This window comes from Herpetosiphon giganteus, assembly GCF_016907925.1.
Classification (GTDB): Bacteria; Chloroflexota; Chloroflexia; order Chloroflexales; family Herpetosiphonaceae; genus Herpetosiphon; species Herpetosiphon giganteus.
The window spans coordinates 1-20,207 of record NZ_JAFBCZ010000017.1 but is presented as its reverse complement, the minus strand read 5'-3'; the positions used below and the strand labels follow the sequence as shown (position 1 = coordinate 20,207).

The following is a 20,207-nucleotide window of genomic DNA, read 5'->3' as shown; positions in this document are numbered from 1 at the left end:
GCAAGAACGATGAATCATACACTTCCTAAAAACCGCTCGTTGTTTGATCGGGCGATTGTTGGGCCAGCGCTCAAAGCAGCCGTGCTCAAATTCGATCCACGTTTGCAAGTGCGCAATCCGGTGATGTTTGTGGTCTTTGTTGGGGCGATTTTTACGACTGGTTTATGGTTGCAGGCATTAATTGCTGGCGGCGAAACATCGCCCAACTTTAGCTTGGCAATTGCTGGCTGGCTCTGGTTGACCTTGCTGTTTGCCAATTTTGCCGAGGCCATGGCCGAAGGTCGCGGCAAAGCCCAAGCAGACACCTTACGTCAATCGCGCCGCGATGTGCAGGCAATTAAATTAAGTTCTGCGCAACGCACCAGCAAGCAAACAACTGTGGCCGCGAGCGCCTTGCGCAAAGGCGATTACATTTTGGTCAGCGCTGGCGAAACGATCGCAGGCGATGGCGATGTGATCGAAGGCGTGGCGGCGGTCGACGAAAGCGCAATCACTGGCGAAAGCGCACCGGTCATTCGCGAAAGCGGCGGCGATCGCTCAGCAGTAACTGGCGGTACGCGGGTGCTTTCCGATTGGCTGGTAGTACAAATTAGCGCCAATCCAGGCGAAACCTTTCTCGACCGCATGATTGCGATGGTCGAAGGTGCAAAACGCCAAAAAACGCCTAACGAAATTGCGCTCAACATTTTGCTGACTGCATTAACCATCATCTTTTTGATGGCAACTGCGACGCTTTTGCCCTTCTCGATTTATAGCGTCGCAGCGGTCAAGGCACTTGATCCAAGCAGCCAAGCCTTGCCAATTACAGTCACGGCCTTGGTCGCCTTGCTGGTCTGTTTGATTCCGACCACAATTGGCGGTTTGCTCTCAGCAATTGGCATCGCGGGCATGGATCGCATGATTCAAGCCAATGTCATCGCCATGTCGGGGCGGGCAGTCGAAGCAGCAGGTGATGTTGATGTGTTGCTATTGGATAAAACTGGCACCATCACCTTGGGCAATCGCCAAGCTACCAACTTTTTGCCAGCAGCAGGCGTGGATATTCGCGAATTGGCCGATGCAGCCCAACTTGCTTCGCTGGCCGACGAAACGCCTGAAGGCCGTTCGATTGTGCTGCTTGCCAACGAGCACTACCAAATTGGCGAGCGTCAAGCCGCCAAATTAGATGCAGAATTTGTGGCTTTCACTGCCCAAACCCGCATGAGCGGCATCAACATCGCAGGTCGCCAAATTCGCAAAGGCGCGGTTGATGCCATCGAGCGTTATTTGCGCGAACAACAATCGGTTTTGCCAAGCGATGTGCGCGCCAATGTCGAAACGATTGCCCGCGCTGGCGGTACGCCGTTAGTCGTTGCCGATGGCAAACGAGCCTTGGGGGTTATCCAGCTCAAAGATATTGTCAAGGGTGGAATGAAAGAGCGCTTCGGCGAACTGCGCCGCATGGGCATCAAAACCGTCATGATCACTGGCGATAATCCCTTGACTGCCGCAGCAATCGCTGCCGAAGCAGGTGTTGACGACTTTTTGGCCGAGGCCACGCCCGAAGCCAAACTGAGCCTGATTCGCGAATATCAAGCTGGCGGGCGCTTGGTGGCGATGACTGGCGATGGCACCAACGACGCACCAGCCTTGGCGCAAGCAGATGTAGCCATGGCGATGAATACTGGCACCAACGCCGCCAAAGAAGCTGGCAATATGGTCGATCTCGATTCCAACCCGACTAAGTTGATCGAAGTTGTTGAGATTGGCAAGCAATTGTTGATGACTCGTGGTGCCTTGACCACCTTTTCAATTGCCAACGATATTGCCAAATATTTTGCGATTATTCCGGCGGCGTTTGCCAGCACCTATCCAGTGTTGAATAAACTCAACATTATGGGCTTGGCTTCGCCAGAAAGCGCCATTATCTCGGCGGTGATTTTCAATGCCTTAATTATTGTGTTTCTGATTCCGCTGGCCTTGCGCGGGGTACGCTATCGGGCGGTCGCCGCAGCTCAAGCCTTACGCAGCAACTTGCTGATCTATGGGCTTGGCGGCTTGATTGTGCCATTTATCGGCATCAAACTGATCGATCTGCTGTTAGTGGGCTTGGGCCTAGTCTAGGAACACGATAATGCAACGCCATCAAGTCTCGCATGTTTGGCTCGATCTGATTTGTGCTGGAATCATATTGAGCATTGGCGAAATTCAAATTCAAGGCTTGAGCCACATTCTAACTATCACATTATCAATCGTTGTCTTGATCGTGGGTTATGCAGCAATCAGCAGCTGGGCGTGGCGGCATTCGGCCACGCCTGCCCACGGCCATTTGCAGTACGTTCGGCGCGATCAGCAAGCAATTAATTATCGTTGGATTAACGACGAGGAACATCAATAATGCGTACATTTCTTCGGCCAGCTTTGGCCGCAATCATCATCTTTAGCGTTTTGACCGGAATTATCTATCCAGCGTTGGTGACAGTAATTGCCCAAGTGGCGTTTCCGAGCCAAGCCAATGGCAGCCTGATTGAACAAGCAGGCGTGCAACGTGGCTCAGCCTTAGTCGGCCAACAATTTGACCAAGCTGGTTATTTTTGGGGCCGCCTTTCAGCAACTGGCCCAGTGCCCTACAACGCAGCTGCTTCCAGCGGCTCGAACTACGGCCCGCTCAATCCAAGCTTGGCCGAAGCGGTTCAAGCCCGCATCGATGCACTCAAAGCTGCCGATCCCAGCAACCAATTGCCAATTCCGGTCGATTTAGTTACGGCCTCGGCCAGCGGGCTAGACCCTGAAATCTCGCCTGCTGCGGCTAGCTATCAAGTGCAGCGGGTCGCCACGGCACGAGGCCTAACGCCCAGCCAAATTCAACAATTGGTGGAGCAACATACCAGCCAACCAACACTTGGGATTTTGGGCGAGCCACGGGTTAATGTGTTGCAATTGAACATGGCGCTTGATCAAATCAAGGCGCTTGATTAACGCTGCTTAGTTTTCGGATATGTGTTTTACAATCGTGGTAGATCTATTCGATCTACCACCCTTCCGTCCCGCCTCAAGGCGGGAAACGCAGGGGGTTTTCATCCCCCTGCACCCCCTAATATTCGCTTGGTGGTTTACCTGCATTCCTGCTATAAATCGATCCAGATTGCCATTGGCTTCCAAATCAATTCAATTAGATAAATTGGGCGGTAATGCTGCGGGCGCAATCTTTTAAGGCCAACGGTGGGCCTTCAAAAATAATTTCGCCACCAGCACTGCCTCCATCAGGCCCAATATCGATAATCCAATCTGCTTGGCGAATAATATCCAAGTGATGTTCGATCAGAATCACCGTATTCTTGGCATCAACCAAGCTATCGACAATCCGCATCAGTAGGCCAATATCCGAGCGGTGCAAGCCTGTGGTTGGCTCGTCCATCACATAGACGCTACCCTTTTTATGCAATTCGGTTGCCAATTTGAGCCGCTGGCCTTCGCCACCAGAGATCGTGCTGAGTGGCTGGCCAAGCTTCAAGTAGCTCAAGCCAACGTCATTCATGGCTTGCACCACCGGCTTGATCTTCTTTTCGCTGAAGAATTCCAGCGCTTCCTCGGCGGTCATATCAAGCACATCGCTGATCGATTTGCCACGCAGCTGATATTCCAGCACTTCTGCTTTGAAGCGCTTGCCTTCGCAAATTTCACAAGTCGACGAAATGCCTTCCATAAAGGCTAAATCGGTATACACCAAGCCCAAGCCATTACAATTATCGCAGCTTCCAGTTGAATTGAAGCTGAATAACGAGGCACTCACACCATTGGCTTTGGCAAAAGTCTGGCGAATATCATCCATAATGCCGGTGTAGGTCGCTGGCGCAGAACGACTATTGGCGGTAACTTTGGATTGATCGATCACAATTGCATTTGGATGTTGGCTCAAAAAGACTTCGTTAATCAAGGTGCTTTTGCCAGAGCCAGCCACACCAGTCACCACAGTCAACACGCCAGTCGGAATATTAACATTCACATTTCTGAGATTATGTAAATTCGCATTGACAATTGGCAAATAGCCAGTTGGCGTGCGTGAATGCTGTTTGGTCGGCACGTCTTGTTGCAAATAGGTTCCAGTCAAGGTTTTTGAGCGTTTGAGATCGGCAAAACTGCCTTCAAATACAACCTCGCCGCCGTGCACGCCCGCCCGTGGCCCAATATCAACAATATGGTCGGCAATCGCAATCACATCAGGATCGTGCTCGACGACCAGCACGGTATTGCCTTTATCACGCAGTTGTTGCAACAAGCGATTGAGCCGCGCCACATCGCGCGCATGCAAGCCCACGCTTGGCTCATCGAGAATGTAGAGCATTTCAGTCAAGCTATTGCCAAGATGGCGAATCATCTTGACCCGCTGCGATTCGCCACCAGAGAGCGTGGCGGTTTCGCGGCTCAAACTCAAATAGCCCAAGCCAATATCAACCAGCTGCTGGATACGCTCCAAGAGCTTTGCCGCCACCCGATCGCCAATCGGATCAGTAAAATCAGCCAAGAAACTCATTAAATCAGTGGCTTCCAAATCGGAAAGTTCGGCAATATTGCGTCCAGCAATGCGACAATTCAGCGCAGCTTGGGTCAAACGCTGGCCATGACACAACGGGCAGGTTTGCGAGGTTGTGAATTGCTCAAACACAGCTCGATTGCGATCAGACATCGCGGCAGCATCTTTTTTAACATACATCCGATCAAAGCGTTCGATCAAGCCTTCGTATTTCGAGCTAAATTCACCCCAAGAAACCTTAATATCAGCACCATGCAAGAAGGCGTGTAGCTCTTGTTCGCTATAATCGCGAATTGGTTTATCGTTATCAAACAAGCCCGAAAGCGGATACATTTTCCACATCATCTTGCCAACCTTGAACTCGGGATGCAAAATTGCACCCTCATTCAGCGATTTGCTGCGGTCGAGCAATTTATCCATATCGAGCTGCACGGTCTTGCCAATACCCTCGCATTCTGGGCACATGCCTTGCGGCGTGTTGAACGAAAAGGCATAGCCAGGCCCAACATAGGGCTTGCCAACCCGCGAGAAGAGCAAGCGTAATAGCACCGCAATATCGGTGTAGGTCCCAACCGTTGAGCGCGAACCGCCGCCAACCCGCTTTTGGTCAATGATAATTGGCGAGTTGAGATGTTCGATTCGTTCAACATCGGGCTGGCCGTAATGGGGCAAAAAGCCCTGCACAAAAAAAGTAAAGGTTTCATTGAGTTGGCGTTGGGCCTCGGCGGCAATCGTATCAAACACCAACGACGACTTCCCCGAACCAGAGACTCCGGTAAATACTGTCACCCGCTGTTTAGGAATATTCAAGGAAATATTTTTGAGGTTGTTTTCGCGTGCGCCATACACCTCAATAAACGCTCGATCCTGCATCATCAGACTCCTTGATAACTACAAATCTCTGGCCGCTATGTGAATCGTTACGAGCAATCAACTTGCTATCCAAACGATCTAGAGTTATTCTAGAACATAGATGCAAGTCTCGTGAGTTTTAGGCTTTTTTAGGCGCTTTTCACACTCAAATCTCCAATTAAAGCCTCAAGTGTAAGATGAAGGTTTAACATGAAGGTTGAGCGTTATTTTCGTACCGTTGATTTGGCGCGAGCGATTAATATCAGTGTTCAGCAAGTGCGCAATTATGAAGCTGAGGGCTTTTTACCAGCTGTCGAACGTGGCCCGAATGGCTATCGCCGCTATACCCAGCAACATATTGATGCGCTAAACACTGCCCAGTCCATGATCAATGGTTATGGTTGGCGCGCTGCGCAAACAATTATGGCGGCGCTCCACCAAACTGATCATCAAACAGCGTTTAATCTGATTAATCAGCATCACGCCAAGCTCGATAACATTCGCCAGCAGCTTGATCAGACGCTGAGCTTGCTCAAAGCGGTGGCCGACCAATTACCACCCAGCCAGCGCCAGCAGCAACGGCTTTTGGTTGGCGAGGCGGCCAAAGCCGTTGGCGTGCCAATTTCGGCCTTGCGTTTTTGGGAGCAACAAGGTCTGTTGCAGCCAATTCGCCAGCAATCGAATAAATATCGCTATTATGATGAGCGGCAGTTGCGCCGTTTGCGCATTATTGTTTTATTACGTCAAGCAAACGCCGATTTTGGCTCGATTCGTACCACTTTAGCAACTCTCGATCAGCAGCAGCCCCAACGCGCAGTTGCCGCCATCGAACACCGCCGTGCCGCCTTGGCCCAGCAAAGCTGGGAATGTTTGCAAGCAAACACCAGCTTAGTGAGTTATATCAAGACGTACCTTCCACTAGCGCCACTACCAATTATTTAGTTATTACTTCAAATTATCAAGCAGAGTATAGCACAAATGTTTTATTTATTATTAAGCCTTGCGAGGTATTGACAATGCGGATTGTGATTGTTGGCGGCAGCGGTCAGATTGGGCAATTATTAACCAGCTATTGGCGCAATCAAGGCCATACTATTCAGATTATGGGGCGTTCAGCAAGCAAGCAGACAACAATCAGTTGGGATGCGGTTCAGCTTGGGCCTTGGGTTGAGCAATTGGAAACTAGTGATGTTTTGATTAATCTGACGGGCAAAAGCGTTAATTGCCGCTATACCGCCGCCAATCGCAGCGAGCTTTGGCGTTCGCGAATCGAGACCACACGCTTGCTTGGGCAAGCAATTGCGCAGCTTTCAAAGCCACCTTGGCTCTGGCTGCAAGCGAGCGGCTCAGCCATCTATGCCCATAGCCGTGAGCCACAAACCGAAGCCCAGCATACAATTGGGGGCAATGAAACCAATGCCTCAGCACGTTGGCAGTTTAATGTTGATCTGGTTAAGGCGTGGGAGGATGCGGCAGTTGCTGCCAAAACTCCGCAGACGCGCAAAATTATGTTGCGCACCAGCATGATGATGAGCCACGATCGTGGTGGTGTGTTCGATATTCTTTGTCGTTTAGCACGATCTGGCTTCGGTGGAACAATCGGCAATGGCCAACAATATGTCGCATGGATTCATAGCCATGATCTGGTGCGTGCTATAACATGGCTGATTGAACAACCAAACCTAGCAGGGCCAATTAATCTCAGCGCACCCCAACCACTGCCAAATCATCAGTTTATGCTGCATTTACGCCGAGCCTTGGGCATGCGCGTTGGCTTGCCTATCCCTAGCCCGCTGATGCAGATCGGCGCATGGATGCTGCGCACCGAAGCCGAATTAGTGCTCAAAAGTCGCAATGTTATTCCCCAACGCTTGCTTGAGCATGGATTTCATTTTGAGTATCCAAGCTGGCCTGACGCATTAGCAAACCTCGTAAAATCCCCAATTTAGCCAATTTTGATGAATTTGATTGCAGCATGCAAAAAAAAGCCTGTTTCTGCATCTATATACAGTAGCGACAGATTCGATGGTTTAGCGGAGGAAACGCAATGACTCCAGAGCAAGAAGCACGCTTCAATCAATTATTGGCCGAAATTATCGATCCTCATGCCTCATTGGCAACAGCAATTCGTGAATTAGAACAATTGATGGCTATGCTGCAAGAACAAAATACCATCACTGCTGAGCAAGTGCGCCAAGCCAACGCCTTGATCAAAATTATGCAATTAAGCCTCAGCCAGCAAATTCCCGCCAACCAACGCTTGATTCAGGCCTTAGTCGCAACCCAAAAGTCGGTTGTTGCAGCCACCACGCTGACCAGTTGCGCCTAAGTTTAGTGAGTAAAAAAGGAGTACGTTATGAATGTATACGAATTGCTTGATGATTTATTTTTGAAAATCGATGCCATCAGCATGAGCATCAGCGTCCAAGATCATTTATCGAATGAGTTAGATACCCAAGTTTGTGCCTGTGCCTACCTTCTATTTGCCACCTTGACCAATCAAATTAAAGCAGATAAGGCGATGACTGCTGTTTTAGAGGGCATGGCGTGCCGCATTACCTTGGCAGATCTCACATTGGCCGCTTAACGATCAAGCAGCAGTAATCGCCCATGATTGCTGCTGCTTTTAATCGATCTATTCAGCTAGGAGGCGCTATTGTTGGGGCACTGCTGCCAACAAATATTCCAATACATCAACCGCGCTAAAGCCCTGCGGATGAATTTCAAGCAAAGCGGCGACAGTTTTAATATCATCACCCAAGGTCACCAAGGGTTGCTCAGTATATTCTTTGCGTTGCTGCGGCATACCAATGTTGGCAAACAAGGCATTGCACAAGCATTTACGCCCAGTTGTGTCGTTAATATCGCCGCCTTTTTTCACATATTGATCGACTGGCTCTGCTGGGCAGCGAAAGCCCATCGTGCCATCTTCGCGCGGGTAGGCCACCCGCAAATAGCCCAAATCGCAGATCCGTGGGCGTTCTTTGTAGGTCGGCTCTAAGGCTAAAGTGGTGTTCAACTCAGCGACTTTGAAGGGAAAGCCAGTTGGCGAGGCCAAGGCATCAGTAAAAATCGTCAGGCTATCGTTGGCAATGTCGGTTAGCAGCGATTGACGAATTTCCGGGCTAAACCCTGAGTCGTTCGAGAGGGCAAATGCAGTGCCAACTTGAATGCCAACCGCACCACTAGCCAACGCTTCAGCCAAGCGCTCAGGCGAGCCATACGAACCAGCCATCCAGAAGGGCAAGCCTAAATCCTGCAATTTGACCAAATCGACCACATCGCGCTGACCATAGACTGGCTCGCCGCGTTCATTAAAGACTGGTTGGCCGCGTGGCGGTGCATTATGGCCCCCAGCCGTTGGGCCTTCGACGATAAAGCCATTGACCTTACCGGTGGCTTTTTTGGCCAAGGCAATCGCCAAGGTATTCGAGGCAATAATTGCCAAAAATTCTGGGCGCTTGAGCGTGGCAGGTGGATTATCAAACATTTGCTTGGGATCAAAATGGACAGCTAATTTATCGTCAGCCCCAGCTTGCTCAACGTAAATATTCAGGCTAGTAGCCTCACCAACTGAAAACTGATCAAGCACGCCTGGAATCTCGCGCGGAATGCCCGCGCCCATCAGCACATAATCAACCTCGGCCAACATTGCGCCATACAAGGCCGATAAATTGGGCATTTGCACTTTTTCCAGCAAGTTGATGCCCACAACGCCCTTGTGGCCTTCCTTGGCCAACCACACTTCGACAAACGAAGCCACAACATTCAAAATCTGCCATTCGTTTGATGGGACGGCAGTATACATCGGCACAGCCCGATATGGCTGATCAGCAGGCTTGCCACCCTCGATAAAATAGCGTTCGAGAATGCGCTCGACATAGCCAGCAATCGGAAAATGCGCTAGCGCTCGGCGCATCGCTCCATCATGATCGCCCTCTTGCAAACGCCGAGCAAGCACTACATTGATCCCAGTCCCAGAAACTACACCAAGTTGACCTGCGCTTGCAACGGCCTTGGCCAGCCGCCAATCAGATACGGCGACACCCATGCCGCCTTGAATTACAATGGGAAAACGCATGAGGCTGCTCCATGTTTAGTAAGCTATTGCGTGATTGTATGCTATCCTAATAGCCACAACGTAGTGAATTATAGCCCCTTGTGGCATATTTCTCTACAATGCAGTGCGTCAAATGCATTGCAAACAACCTAAAACGTGGTATAGTTGCGCCGTTTTGATAACCCATGTATGGAGGAATTCCCTGTGAATATTTGGCATGATGTGCCATTTGGCGACGATGCGCCAGAAATTATTAACGTAGTGATTGAAATTCCCCGTGGCTCACGCAATAAGTATGAAATCGATAAAGATACCGGTTTGGTCAAGCTTGATCGAGTGCTTTCATCAGCAGTCTATTACCCAGGCGATTATGGCTTAATTCCCCAAACCTATTGCGATGATGGCGACCCATTAGATGTCATTTTGCTGATCAACTTCCCAACCTTTCCTGGCTGCTTGATTGAAGCGCGCCCAGTTGGCGTGTTTGGCATGATCGACGGCGGCGAAAACGACGATAAAATTCTCGCCGTTCCAGCCAACGACCCATATTTTGCCAATATCAAAGATTTGGGCGATGTGCCACCACACTTCATCAAAGAAGTAACCCAATTCTTTGCCTCATACAAAGCCTTAGAAAACAAAACCGTTGAAGTTGGCGAATGGCAAGGTGCTGAAGCCGCCAAGCAACGCATCCAAGACTCAATTCAACTCTACAACGACAATTTTCGCAAGCCTGAGTAGGTTTGAGGGATCAGGATTCAGGGGCTAGGGTTCAGGATTAAGGTTTAAGTATGCAGGGTTGCTTAGCCCTGCATACTGTGTTTAAAGGGGTAATAGAAACACCAGAACAATCCACAACCCAAATATTTGGGGGTGATGAAAACCCCCTGCGTCTCCCTCCAGCGGAGGGACGGAAGGGAGGAGAATCAAAAATTATCATCAATCCATAATTTCGATTAACGAGCAGCACGGCGAATTTTCTGATAGACCTGAATCGCACTTTGGGTCACCGCCGCGGTGCTTTGGCCAGGAAACGTACTATCGCCCACCAGCCATAAACCATTAATCTTTGCAGCTTGCGGCCCCAAACTGAGCAACCCCGAGATTGAGCGCCACTGCGGCAAGCCGCCAACCATGCCCCGCTTGCGTTGGGTATAGCGCGCAAACGACACTGGCGTGCCAATTTGTTGATAGCGAAGATGCTGGCGAATTGTGGGCAGCGCTAGTTCAACCGTATCGAGCATACGCTCAGCCATCGCCGCTTTTTCAGCCCGATAACGCGCGGGATCGGTTTGTCGCCAATGCCACCAGCGACTCACATTAGTATGGGTTGAAACGGTCATCGCACGTTGGCCCTGCGGCGCACGCGAACGATCGGCGGCAGGGTGTAACGAAATAAAGACGCTATTAGCTTCGCCCAGCGCTTGAGCATAATCAGCAATAATTTGGTGGTGCTCAGCCAAACCGTGGGGAATTGCCGCCTCGTCGATGCCCAAATAGAGCGTTGTGGCCCCCCAGCCTTGCGGAACCGCTTCAATTCTGCGCCGCAACAGCCAAGTTGGCGGCTGATCGAGCAAATCGGCCAGATCCCACATGGTTGTATTCGCAATCACATGCCGCGCTCGCAAACGCTCGCCTTGCTCCGTCTGCACACCCACAATCTGGCCGCGATCAGTCTGAATTTGGCTAACTTTTTGGCGATAGCGAATTTCGCCGCCAGCTTTGATTAACGCTTGTTCAAGCGTTTTGGCCAAATTCCAAGCGCCGCCTTCCACGTAGTAAGTGCCAATGCGCGCCAAATCGAGTGCAACCGCGCCATAGAGCCACGCGCATTCAGCATTGCTACTTTGGGCGCTGATCAATAATTGACCGTCGATAAAGGCGCGCATGCGCCGATCATCAAGCTTATGGCGATCTAAGACGTGTTTGACGGTACGCGGTAAGGCTGGCAGTAAATGCAGCATTTCAGGCCGAATTGTGCTGGTCAAGCGGCCCACATCTGCCAGCGATTCTGGCGGCATCGGCGGCATGCGCCCAGCAAAACGCCAAGCAACCTCGGCCACCTGTTCTTGCTCGCGCCAAAATTGCTCTGCTTCCCACGCTTGGCTTGGGCAAAGCCGCTGACGCTCTGCACGCCAACGTTCATCGCCCCAACGCGTCACCCGCAGATCGGGTAACCACACCTCCATGGCTGGGTTGAGGGGCTGAATTGGCCAAGTTAAGCCCAATTTTTGACCAAGCCAATGATGCGCACCGCCAGGCCGAAAACCAGCAAAAACGGTTGCACCAACATCAAAAATATATTGATCGCCATTGGGGCGTTTACGTTGATAGGAAGAAGCACAGCCACCAGGCTCGATATGCGCCTCAAGCACGAGCACGCGGTAGCCATCGTTGGCTAAGAGGGCGGCGGCAGACAACCCTGCAATGCCTGCGCCAATCACAATCAGATCATAATCCATCGCCAATTCCCCAGCTAGATCGTACAGGCTATGCTACGTGAGGAATCAGCGTGTGGTTTAATACAAATCCCAAATCGTTTCGCCACGCAAAATCCGCACAATATAATCAGGAAAGGTTTTAACTGAGACCGGTTTCGCTACAAACCCATCGAAGCCAGCCAAGCGCATCTTTTCAACATCTTCGCGGCTGCTATAGGCCGACATCGCGACAATTTTGGTGCGCTTGAAATCGGGCAAGACGTGTAACTTTTGCAGCACCATGTAACCATTCTCTCGCGGAATCCGAATATCTAGTAAAATCAGGTCGAGCATTCCTAAGGAGGGGTTTTGTTGAACTTGTGGCGAACTCAACCAATTGAAAAAGGCATCGCCAGAGGCGCGAGCATTACAATAAGCCACTTGAACCCGCTCGCGCAGCAGCAACAAGGCCAAATTCATACTATCAACATTATCTTCAATCACCATAACTTTGGCCTGGGTTGCAGCGACGCTGGTTGGTTTTGGCCGAAGTGCAGCACCTACCATATGAGAACCTCCGAATGGATTGGTTATGTGTCGCATGGCATCAGCAACGCAAGCAATAATTATGGGTGATGCCACTATCCCCCCAAAGTAGCAGCTTTACTACTACTATCTCATCCCTTGGGGTTAAATTTGCCTCAAACTCAGCAATAAATCAAGAGCCTAGGATAAAATGGGGACTTTTAGGCTAGGTCGCTCGTTCGAGATTGGGTATGAAATTGGAGCACTGATGTGCAGAGGCAAGCTTGGTTCGCAACGTAACCAATGGTTGCTGCGTAGCAAGACAGCCCTCGCAACCCCAACCAAGGTCTATTAGGAGGATTGGATGCACGATACTATGACTAGCACAGCCCTCTATACGGCGTGCTTTGAACAAGATTCGCTCGCGCAGCACGAGGCCTATACGACACTTTGGCACATGCTGTATCGCGTGGCCTACGCCATGTTGCATGCCTACCCCGATGGCGATGCAATTACCACCGATTGCACCCAAAAAGCCTTGATCAAAATTCATCGCAATCTTGGGCAATGCCAAAATCCAGCCACCTTCCGCGAGTGGTGTATGCAAATTGTGCGCCGCACGGTGCTCGACGAGCTGCGCCGCCCTGAGCATCGCCGCCGCGCCAGCATGCCCGATGCTGAACATGGGCCATGGGCTGCCCCAATCGAAACCTTGCAACTCGATGATCTGCGCGGTATCCTAACTGAAGTAATCGATGCTGGGCCGCTCAGCGCCCGTTCACGCCGCGTGGTGGTTGGGCGCTATTTCAGCGAGCAAAATGATGATCTGCTGGCGCAAACCGAAAGTGAATTAGCCCAAAAACCGGTTTTAGCCTCGCACATTCAGGTAACTCGGGCCAAAAATTTGGCAGCGCTGCGCCGCGATCCTGCATTAATCGCCCGCTTACGCGAATTTGTCGAAGAAGGATAGGTTGAGGCGCTTGCATGCGTCTCCATGCTGAAGCCGCTGATTAGTTGTAGTAGGAACGTTCTATGAATCAAGCAAACTGGAGCCAGAATGCCATGCAGCATTTGGTACAAACCTTGGTCGCGCCAGTTGATCAACACACATGCGACACATGCTGTGATCAACTGGCCATCTACACTGAGCGCAACCAGAGCATCGCCCAACAATACTTACCACCCAGCATCCAACAACACTTAGATGCCTGCGTCAGTTGCGCGGAATATTTCGCCGCCCTCGATCGTTCGTTTACCGCTGTCGATACCAATTTGCCAGTGCCAACACCAGATTTAGGCTGGTTGCAGCAAGCGCCAAGTTGGTACGAGCGGGTTTCTTCTGCCCTAGCCTTGGTTGGCAAAAACATCCAAATCAGCCTCAATCAAAGCTTGCTCGATGGCTTTGCCGCGTTGCAACCAGCCCAGCCAGCCTTGCGCGGCGAAACCAATCAGCCATTGCAATTGACCTTCACGCCAAGCATTCAGCCGTTGCGTGAGATCAATTTGGCAATTTACCCAGCGGAAGCAAATGTTTGCCGCGTGCGGGTGCAAGTGCAACTCCACGACCGCGAATGGCCCGATTTGGCCCAAATTGGGGTGCATTTGATCGCCGCCTCAGGCCGCCAAAGCAGCGAAACCGATGTTTGGGGCGAAGCAGTCTTTAGCGATGTTCAAGCAGCCGATGTTGCTGGCTTAACTTTAGAAATCGAGTTGCCAACTCCAATCAACTGATAGCCTGCCCAATAATGGGGATCGGCAAACGGGTATTCACCCTGCTGGCTTGGCGCAAGCGGGATGCTTACCTGTGCCTGCGGCATGCTACGAATCTGTTGAATCGCCTGTTGAAGTGCTTCTGCTGGCTCAAATTCCGCTTGCAAGGCCTGATAAAACAGCTGCATCAAGACAGCACTCGCCACATCGTCAACTGGCCAGAGCGTAACCAAAACCGCCCGTGCCCCGACCGCCAAAAACGCCCGTACCAAGCCAAATGGCTCATCGCCACGCACAATTTCGCTCACCCCACTTTGACAAGCACTCAACACCACCAAATCAGCATCCAACTGCCAGTTGGTTAATATATCCAAGGCCGAAACTGTCTGATTGGGGCCAAATTGTAGCCACGAGGCCAATGGTTGGTCGAGCACAAACACGCCATGACAGGCAATATGCACAATGCGATAATCCCCAAGCTGCTGATCGATATTTGGCGCTGGCAGCGGATAATGCTGGCCACCAAGCGCCGCTACTGCTGCTGCGGCCTCAGCATACGTATGCACCAAAGCTGGCTCAACTCCGCCCGCATAGCTCAAGGCCACACATGGCTCGCTGGCATGGCTTGGTTGGCGTTGGCTTAATTGGAGATAACTGGCAGCACTGGGAATCGTGGTTGTTGGCAGATCAAGCCCAAGCTGACCCAACAAAAGTGCATTCCACGGCACATGATGCAAAGCGCCATGCGGCACAACCACCACCTGCTGCGCCTGTTGCAAGAAATTTTGGGCTGGGCCAAGGAGACGTTGGGCGAGACGGTGCAAAATTGCTGGGCGTAAAAAGCGCCGCCCATCACACTGAAACGGCGAAGTTGCCAAGAGAATATTTGGGTCAAGCTGGCAATTGAAGGCTTGAACCTCATCGGTCGTAATGGCAAACAGCCAGGTTGCTGCTGGTTGAATTAACAAACTGCGCAAGGCCTTGGCCGTCGCTGGCAATGCAGCCAAGAGGCTGGCCTCCGGCCCAACCGCGCCAAGCGTCATATAATCGAGCATCAGGCTGCCCTGCGCCAAGCCCTGTTGCACATCGCTAAGGCTGGGAATCGTGCCAAATGCTTGATTGGTTTGGCCATTGCGGGCTAGCAAATCGTTGAGCGCCCGTGCTCGCGCTTTTTCGGCCATTAAAAAGGCTTGTTCAAGCTTATCTTGAGCCAGATAGGCCGCAATCGCACCTTCATAGACTTGTTGCCAACGCCCCATCAAGCTAATTTGCAGGCTTTCGGCCAAAATTGGCGCACGCATTGCCTCAATCAAATCAATCGCTTGCAAATAATGCTGCTCAGCTTGTTGATGATCGTTGCGCGCCGCCGCAACTTGGCCTAAGCGAAACCATACCAAAGCCGCAATTTCTTGGCGCTCAACACTTTCAACCAAATCAAGTGCTTGGCGATAGGCGATTTCTGCTTGTTCAACCATGCCCTCGACATGCCAGGCTAAGCCATAATTCAAATAGGCATCAATATGATACACACGGCTGCTCATCTGGGCTAAGGCTTGCTCAAAATGCTGGCGTGCTGCTGCATATTGGCCTTGCAACAAGGCTAATTCCCCAAGATTATTGGCAATTCGGCCAAGAAAATCGGTGGCATTTTCTGCTTGTAAAATCGCTTCTGCTTGCTCAAAATGGCTCAGCGATTGCACCCAATTGCCGCGATCACGGGCCAACAAACCCAAATTGATCAGCACCAAGGCTTGAGGGTAGAGCAGATTTTGAGCTTGCAAGGTCGCCAAACTGCTATTCAAGCAGCGCTCAGCAGCTCGATATTCTTGCAAATGGTAGCGCAAACTGCCTTCGTTCAGCAGCACATAGGCTTGGCGCACCGGATCAGCCTGGGCTTCCCAAAGCGCAAAACTAGCCTGATAATTGGCCAACGCCCGATCGTAGTTGCCGCTATAACGGGCAAAGGTGGCATCGGAGTTCAGCGCTCGCCCGCGAATCATCGGTTCGAGGTCTGGTTGCGCCAATAATTGGCTGAGCAACGTACATGCTTCTGCATATTGATCATGCAGGCCAGCAGCAAGCCCACAATAATACTCCAACAGCTGGCGATCAGCAGTGCTTGGCGCTAATTCAGTGGGAATTTGCTTGACCAAATCGGCTAATTCATGCGGCGCTTGGCGAATCAGCAATTCGGCAAAGGTTCGCAGATCAGCAAACAAACGGGTTGCCAGCGCAGGGTTGTGAGCAGCATGAGCCAATTCAGCAGCAATTAATTGCTGATAAGCAGCCCGCAATGCTGCTGGCTCAGCTTGGAGTTGTTCGCGGCGCTCAGCAGGAATCTGCCAGCCTTCGGCGGTCGTTTGCAACCAACCAGCGGCTTGGAGTTGGGCGACGCTTGGTGCGGCTGGAGCAATCAGCGGCCACAGCTCAGGATCAAACGGTTCAAACACCAATAAGAGTGCGCGATGCGCAAACTCAGCATCGAGAGCAGTCATAGCAACCTCCTACAGAAAGAATTTAGCCGCACGTCCGTCTTTATCTATGTAACAGGTGTCACGCTCTTTTACGGATTAATTAAAGGAGTTGAGTGTATGTTTTGGCGCAAATTTAGCTTAGTCCTCATCAGTAGTTTATGTTTAACCCTGCTGATGACCGCAAATCAACCACATGCTGCGAAGGCGAGCAGCCCTTTTGAAAGCATTCATTTAATTGTTTCACTCGAATGGCAGCCAGGCCAACAAGATCTTTTACGCCCAACTGAGGGCAGCACATGTAAAGATCTGACCTACACAGCTATGCAAGATGTGCTCGAAACCGCGCTGCAAGAAACCAGCCAAACCTTGTATCAAGCGACCCAAGGCCAAGTTTGGGTCGAGCAATATTCGGTCTATACCAATGGCGAGCATTGGAACGATGCTGATATTCGGATTTTGGCCAGCAATGAGTATCGGCCAACGGCTTTTTTGGGCGGCTTTGAAAATAGCCTCCGTACCGTCAACACCCAAGCAGGCAAAGTGCATTTTGTGCCCGCAGCAATTATGCTTGGCCGCTTGTGGAACGGCATCAATGCCCGTTGTGGCCTCTGGTCAGATGTTGCTGGCAGCCAAACGATCAGTCACGAGCTTGGCCACCATATTTTGGGCCTGCACGATGGCTATGCGCCCGATTTGAACACTGCCAATTATACCTATTGTAGTTCAACCAGTAACGACCTTAGTGCTGAGATGCCACGTAATCGGACAAACCATAATTCGCTGATGTCGTATCACTATAGCGCCAGCAACTTGCGCGGTTTCTCACGCACTGCGTATCATTGCGATCAAACACCACAAGATTTAATGTATGGGCTGAATGATTGGAAAACGGTGGAAATGCTCTATGGTTTAGTGCCAAGCAGCACGCCCAGCATTATGCAGCCCCAAGGCACGGCAATTGTCAATTTCATGCCCAATAGCGCCAAAGGCACCAGCAGCGTCGTTGAATACAATGGAGCCAACGATAATCAAGCCCTCGGGTTTAGCATCAAAGGCGATTTAGCCAGCCCGCAGCAGATTATTGATCAAGGGACGCTGCAAGCCAACACGCAAGAAGCCTGGTTGGGCATCGATACCTCGGCCAAAGATCGCGCCCTAATTTTGGCGCGCGATTGGCACAATAAAACAGTCTATTCAATCTACCCAAACCAAAATATCTTAGCCGCTAAAAACGACTTTAGCTTAGTAAATCAGCGCTGGGTTGCCAATTTACAAATTAAGCCAATGCTGAATACCAACAGCACATTGCCGCAAATTAATGCGATTGAGGTCAAAGGCCAGGAATGTGGCGTTCATGGTAAAAAGGTAAACTTAGCGTTTTGTCCTGCTGGTGGCAAGTGCCGCACGATTGCAGGGCTTGATATTAGCAACACTGGCAGCTTTGGCACGACATTCCAATTACGAACTGATGAAATTGCCGGCTTAGCCAGCTATCACAATTATATTTATGCCTATAGCACCGATTTCAACACGCCAATTGCCACCTGGTATCAAATTGCTGGTGGTTTTGGGCCAGCAACAGCCGAAATTCATGCGCCAATTGCTGATGGTGGGGTTGGACTCGATCTTCAAACCCAAGTTGCTGCTGATATTACCGGCACAACAATAGCCGTCTATCAACCAGCGCCATTATGCACCAACCTGAACAATCTCCAAAATTACACGATCAAACAATGGCCAATGTTAATTCAGCCCTATTTGATTCGCGATAAACGTTTATTAGCTTGGTCTGGCAACCAACCACCGTTATATGCGCAATTGAGCTATGATCCAAGCGCATTCAGTAGCAATGGCCCAACTGTTTTGGTATACAATCCCGCCAATCCAACCGCTGGCTGGAATGCGGTGCCAATTGTTGCCACCAGCCCAGAATTAGGCTTATTGACCGTCGATTTACGCACTTACTACAGCCAAGGCTTGATCTACGCTTTAGCTGAATAACGCAAAAAGGCCGTGGGTTTATTGAAACCCACGGCCTTGCCCAATCAGAGTTTAGCTTTTGACAGCTTCCAAACGCTTCGCACGAATCAACGAAGCGCCAATTGCGACAACGATAATCGTGGCCACCACACCTAGCGCAATCCCCGAAGGAATTTTGAATGCGGTTTCGACCAAGAGCATCTTGACCCCCACAAAGCTGAGCACAAACGCCAAACCAAGCTTGAGATAATGAAACTTGTGCACCATTCCGGCGAGCACGAAGTAGAGCGAACGCAAGCCCAAAATCGCAAATACATTCGCGGTATAGACCAAAAACGGCTCTTGGGTCACTGCAAAGATTGCCGGAATCGAATCGACAGCAAAGATCAAGTCTGTCGCTTCAATCATCAACAGCACCAAGAACAGCGGCGTTGCCATCAATACGCCAGCTTTGCGTACAAAGAATTTATCTTCGTGGTATTCATCAGTTACTGGCATCAAACGGCGAAAGCTGCGCACCAAAATATTGTTCTTTGGATCAAGCGTTTGCTCCTGATGAAATGCCATCTTGATCCCCGTTACAATCAGAAACGCCCCGAAAATGTAGATAATCCAGTGGAATTCGCGAATCAAGGCCGCGCCAGCGCCAATCATTGCTCCGCGCATTACCAAAGCCCCAAGCACACCCCAGAACAACACACGATGCTGATATTTGGCTGGCACAGCAAAGCTGCCGAATACCAACACAAACACAAAAATGTTATCAATACTAAGTGATTTTTCAATCAGATAGCCGGTCATAAAGGCCAAGGCTGCTTCGCCGTTGGTATAGCTACTTGTAGGAACGAGCTGCTGCCAGAAGAGGTAAATCCCGAGGTTGAAAAGCGCTGCTAAGCCAATCCAGGCCACGCTCCACAAGGTTGCTTCTTTGATTGAAACCTCGTGGGCTGAGCGATGAAACACGCCTAAATCGAGCGCCAGCATGGCCAAAACGAAAACGTTAAAGCCAATCCACATCCAAACCATCGTATCCATTGTGAAATTGCCTCCTGCAAGGCCGTGGTTGGTCGACACAAAAAAACCAACACGGCAATCAAAGCCAATGTTGGTCTGACCAAATTACGCAGTGCGTATTGTTTGCAACCGAGAAATTGCTTCTGGATTGACGATTGCAAACCCTGTTGATGCAGGTGGCTACTCCCCAACGGAACGTATGGATATATAGTATCAATACTTTTGCATTTGTCAAGGGGGATTGTGATCTTAGTTGAGCATTTTGCTTAGCAATCTTCGGCCAAAAGGCTTAATTGAATCTGAGCGTGCCATGCTACAGTAGGAGCCGTTTGATTGATTTATGAGGAGAAACAATGGGCATTCGACTACACTTTTATTGTGTGCCGCCCGAAGGGCTACGCGCACTAATCCTTGAGCATATTGAACTCTTCGTGGTTTGGTTTGAAGATCTGCAAGGAGAGTATCCTGATGAGTTTCCTGCCGATGTATTGCATCTTGCCAAGCAAATTGAGCGCGATGGCGTAGCAGCACTGCAAGCGATAACTAGCGAACAAGCAGCCCTAGTAACCACTGTTGCTAGTTAAATGAACGGATTGTGATGATGCATGCCGAAAGGATGAACCCTAAACCCCTTGGCTTAACGCAGAACGTCCTCGATG

18 protein-coding genes are annotated in these 20,207 nt (G+C 50.6%); 12 read left to right on the top strand and 6 right to left on the bottom strand.

Annotated features, from left to right (window positions below; all coding sequences use genetic code 11):
• Window positions 1-9: 9 nt before the first annotated feature.
• Genes kdpB through kdpC form a run of 3 tightly spaced genes read left to right on the top strand, consistent with a single transcriptional unit; the run spans window position 10 to window position 2,958 of the window.
• A complete protein-coding gene (gene kdpB / locus JOD20_RS15680) occupies window positions 10-2,103 on the top strand; it encodes a potassium-transporting ATPase subunit KdpB (protein WP_204756171.1) in 2,094 nt (697 codons plus the stop codon).
• Between the two features lie 10 nt (window positions 2,104-2,113).
• Window positions 2,114-2,377, top strand: coding sequence for a hypothetical protein (locus JOD20_RS15675; RefSeq protein WP_204756170.1), 264 nt, complete (start codon window positions 2,114-2,116; stop codon window positions 2,375-2,377).
• Window positions 2,377-2,958 carry a potassium-transporting ATPase subunit KdpC gene (gene kdpC / locus JOD20_RS15670; protein WP_204756169.1) on the top strand — a complete coding sequence of 194 codons (582 nt, stop codon included), beginning with the start codon at window positions 2,377-2,379 and terminating at the stop codon, window positions 2,956-2,958. Before JOD20_RS15675 ends, kdpC begins: the two co-directional genes overlap by 1 nt.
• A gap of 193 nt (window positions 2,959-3,151) precedes the next feature.
• Here kdpC and JOD20_RS15665 read toward each other — a convergent pair whose 3' ends face one another.
• Entirely contained in the window at window positions 3,152-5,389 is a 2,238-nt protein-coding gene (locus JOD20_RS15665) for an ATP-binding cassette domain-containing protein (protein WP_204756168.1), read from the bottom strand.
• Window positions 5,390-5,575: 186 nt separating this feature from the next.
• On the opposite strand from JOD20_RS15665, the gene JOD20_RS15660 reads away from it, so the two are divergent.
• The 4 genes from JOD20_RS15660 to JOD20_RS15645 all read left to right on the top strand — a co-directional run bounded on the left by JOD20_RS15660 (window position 5,576) and on the right by JOD20_RS15645 (window position 7,952).
• A complete protein-coding gene (locus JOD20_RS15660; RefSeq protein ID WP_204756167.1) occupies window positions 5,576-6,307 on the top strand; it encodes a MerR family transcriptional regulator in 732 nt (243 codons plus the stop codon).
• Window positions 6,308-6,381: 74 nt separating this feature from the next.
• Entirely contained in the window at window positions 6,382-7,314 is a 933-nt protein-coding gene (locus JOD20_RS15655) for a TIGR01777 family oxidoreductase (protein ID WP_204756166.1), read from the top strand.
• Window positions 7,315-7,412: 98 nt separating this feature from the next.
• Window positions 7,413-7,694, top strand: a complete 282-nt coding sequence (locus JOD20_RS15650) for a hypothetical protein (RefSeq protein WP_204756165.1) — start codon at window positions 7,413-7,415, stop codon at window positions 7,692-7,694.
• Window positions 7,695-7,721: 27 nt separating this feature from the next.
• Window positions 7,722-7,952: a hypothetical protein gene (locus JOD20_RS15645; protein ID WP_204756164.1), complete on the top strand. Its 231-nt coding sequence runs from the start codon at window positions 7,722-7,724 to the stop codon at window positions 7,950-7,952.
• A gap of 66 nt (window positions 7,953-8,018) precedes the next feature.
• Here JOD20_RS15645 and JOD20_RS15640 read toward each other — a convergent pair whose 3' ends face one another.
• Window positions 8,019-9,446, bottom strand: coding sequence for a nitronate monooxygenase (locus JOD20_RS15640; protein WP_204756163.1), 1,428 nt, complete (start codon window positions 9,444-9,446; stop codon window positions 8,019-8,021).
• Between the two features lie 183 nt (window positions 9,447-9,629).
• On the opposite strand from JOD20_RS15640, the gene JOD20_RS15635 reads away from it, so the two are divergent.
• Complete coding sequence (locus tag JOD20_RS15635) at window positions 9,630-10,166, top strand: inorganic diphosphatase (RefSeq protein ID WP_152976525.1); 537 nt, start codon at window positions 9,630-9,632, stop codon at window positions 10,164-10,166.
• Between the two features lie 215 nt (window positions 10,167-10,381).
• Here JOD20_RS15635 and JOD20_RS15630 read toward each other — a convergent pair whose 3' ends face one another.
• Together JOD20_RS15630 and JOD20_RS15625 are read right to left on the bottom strand one after the other, a co-directional pair.
• Complete coding sequence (locus JOD20_RS15630; RefSeq protein ID WP_204756162.1) at window positions 10,382-11,887, bottom strand: FAD-dependent oxidoreductase; 1,506 nt, start codon at window positions 11,885-11,887, stop codon at window positions 10,382-10,384.
• Window positions 11,888-11,944: 57 nt separating this feature from the next.
• Window positions 11,945-12,412: a response regulator gene (locus JOD20_RS15625; protein WP_054532696.1), complete on the bottom strand. Its 468-nt coding sequence runs from the start codon at window positions 12,410-12,412 to the stop codon at window positions 11,945-11,947.
• A gap of 322 nt (window positions 12,413-12,734) precedes the next feature.
• On the opposite strand from JOD20_RS15625, the gene JOD20_RS15620 reads away from it, so the two are divergent.
• On the top strand, window positions 12,735-13,340 hold the full coding sequence (locus tag JOD20_RS15620) for an RNA polymerase sigma factor (RefSeq protein ID WP_054532695.1): 606 nt from the start codon (window positions 12,735-12,737) through the stop codon (window positions 13,338-13,340).
• A 62-nt stretch (window positions 13,341-13,402) separates the two neighbouring features.
• The gene (locus JOD20_RS15615; protein WP_204756161.1) at window positions 13,403-14,101 is read left to right on the top strand and encodes a hypothetical protein; all 699 of its coding nucleotides are present in this window, start codon (window positions 13,403-13,405) and stop codon (window positions 14,099-14,101) included.
• Here JOD20_RS15615 and JOD20_RS15610 read toward each other — a convergent pair.
• Window positions 14,041-16,575 carry a CHAT domain-containing protein gene (locus JOD20_RS15610; protein ID WP_204756160.1) on the bottom strand — a complete coding sequence of 845 codons (2,535 nt, stop codon included), beginning with the start codon at window positions 16,573-16,575 and terminating at the stop codon, window positions 14,041-14,043. The two genes, JOD20_RS15615 and JOD20_RS15610, sit on opposite strands and share 61 nt — an antisense overlap.
• 96 nt (window positions 16,576-16,671) lie before the next feature.
• Here JOD20_RS15610 and JOD20_RS15605 point away from each other — a divergent pair, with 96 nt between their 5' ends.
• Entirely contained in the window at window positions 16,672-18,555 is a 1,884-nt protein-coding gene (locus JOD20_RS15605; RefSeq protein ID WP_204756159.1) for a zinc metalloprotease, read from the top strand.
• Window positions 18,556-18,606: 51 nt separating this feature from the next.
• Here the strand turns inward: JOD20_RS15605 and JOD20_RS15600 are convergent, their stop codons facing one another.
• Window positions 18,607-19,569 (bottom strand): TerC family protein, encoded by a 963-nt coding sequence (locus JOD20_RS15600; RefSeq protein ID WP_204756158.1) that lies wholly within the window; start codon window positions 19,567-19,569, stop codon window positions 18,607-18,609.
• Between the two features lie 332 nt (window positions 19,570-19,901).
• Here JOD20_RS15600 and JOD20_RS15595 point away from each other — a divergent pair, with 332 nt between their 5' ends.
• Window positions 19,902-20,132, top strand: coding sequence for a hypothetical protein (locus JOD20_RS15595; RefSeq protein ID WP_204756157.1), 231 nt, complete (start codon window positions 19,902-19,904; stop codon window positions 20,130-20,132).
• Window positions 20,133-20,207: the final 75 nt, after the last annotated feature.

Bases quoted from the DNA above. Each gene is read 5' to 3' on its own strand.
- kdpB (WP_204756171.1), top strand. From the start codon at position 10: ATGAATCATACACTTCCTAAAAACCGCTCGTTGTTTGATCGGGCGATT.
- JOD20_RS15675 (WP_204756170.1), top strand. From the start codon at position 2,114: ATGCAACGCCATCAAGTCTCGCATGTTTGGCTCGATCTGATTTGTGCT.
- kdpC (WP_204756169.1), top strand. From the start codon at position 2,377: ATGCGTACATTTCTTCGGCCAGCTTTGGCCGCAATCATCATCTTTAGC.
- JOD20_RS15665 (WP_204756168.1), bottom strand. From the start codon at position 5,389: ATGATGCAGGATCGAGCGTTTATTGAGGTGTATGGCGCACGCGAAAAC.
- JOD20_RS15660 (WP_204756167.1), top strand. From the start codon at position 5,576: ATGAAGGTTGAGCGTTATTTTCGTACCGTTGATTTGGCGCGAGCGATT.
- JOD20_RS15655 (WP_204756166.1), top strand. From the start codon at position 6,382: ATGCGGATTGTGATTGTTGGCGGCAGCGGTCAGATTGGGCAATTATTA.
- JOD20_RS15650 (WP_204756165.1), top strand. From the start codon at position 7,413: ATGACTCCAGAGCAAGAAGCACGCTTCAATCAATTATTGGCCGAAATT.
- JOD20_RS15645 (WP_204756164.1), top strand. From the start codon at position 7,722: ATGAATGTATACGAATTGCTTGATGATTTATTTTTGAAAATCGATGCC.
- JOD20_RS15640 (WP_204756163.1), bottom strand. From the start codon at position 9,446: ATGCGTTTTCCCATTGTAATTCAAGGCGGCATGGGTGTCGCCGTATCT.
- JOD20_RS15630 (WP_204756162.1), bottom strand. From the start codon at position 11,887: ATGGATTATGATCTGATTGTGATTGGCGCAGGCATTGCAGGGTTGTCT.
- JOD20_RS15625 (WP_054532696.1), bottom strand. From the start codon at position 12,412: ATGGTAGGTGCTGCACTTCGGCCAAAACCAACCAGCGTCGCTGCAACC.
- JOD20_RS15620 (WP_054532695.1), top strand. From the start codon at position 12,735: ATGCACGATACTATGACTAGCACAGCCCTCTATACGGCGTGCTTTGAA.
- JOD20_RS15615 (WP_204756161.1), top strand. From the start codon at position 13,403: ATGAATCAAGCAAACTGGAGCCAGAATGCCATGCAGCATTTGGTACAA.
- JOD20_RS15610 (WP_204756160.1), bottom strand. From the start codon at position 16,575: ATGACTGCTCTCGATGCTGAGTTTGCGCATCGCGCACTCTTATTGGTG.
- JOD20_RS15605 (WP_204756159.1), top strand. From the start codon at position 16,672: ATGTTTTGGCGCAAATTTAGCTTAGTCCTCATCAGTAGTTTATGTTTA.
- JOD20_RS15600 (WP_204756158.1), bottom strand. From the start codon at position 19,569: ATGGATACGATGGTTTGGATGTGGATTGGCTTTAACGTTTTCGTTTTG.
- JOD20_RS15595 (WP_204756157.1), top strand. From the start codon at position 19,902: ATGGGCATTCGACTACACTTTTATTGTGTGCCGCCCGAAGGGCTACGC.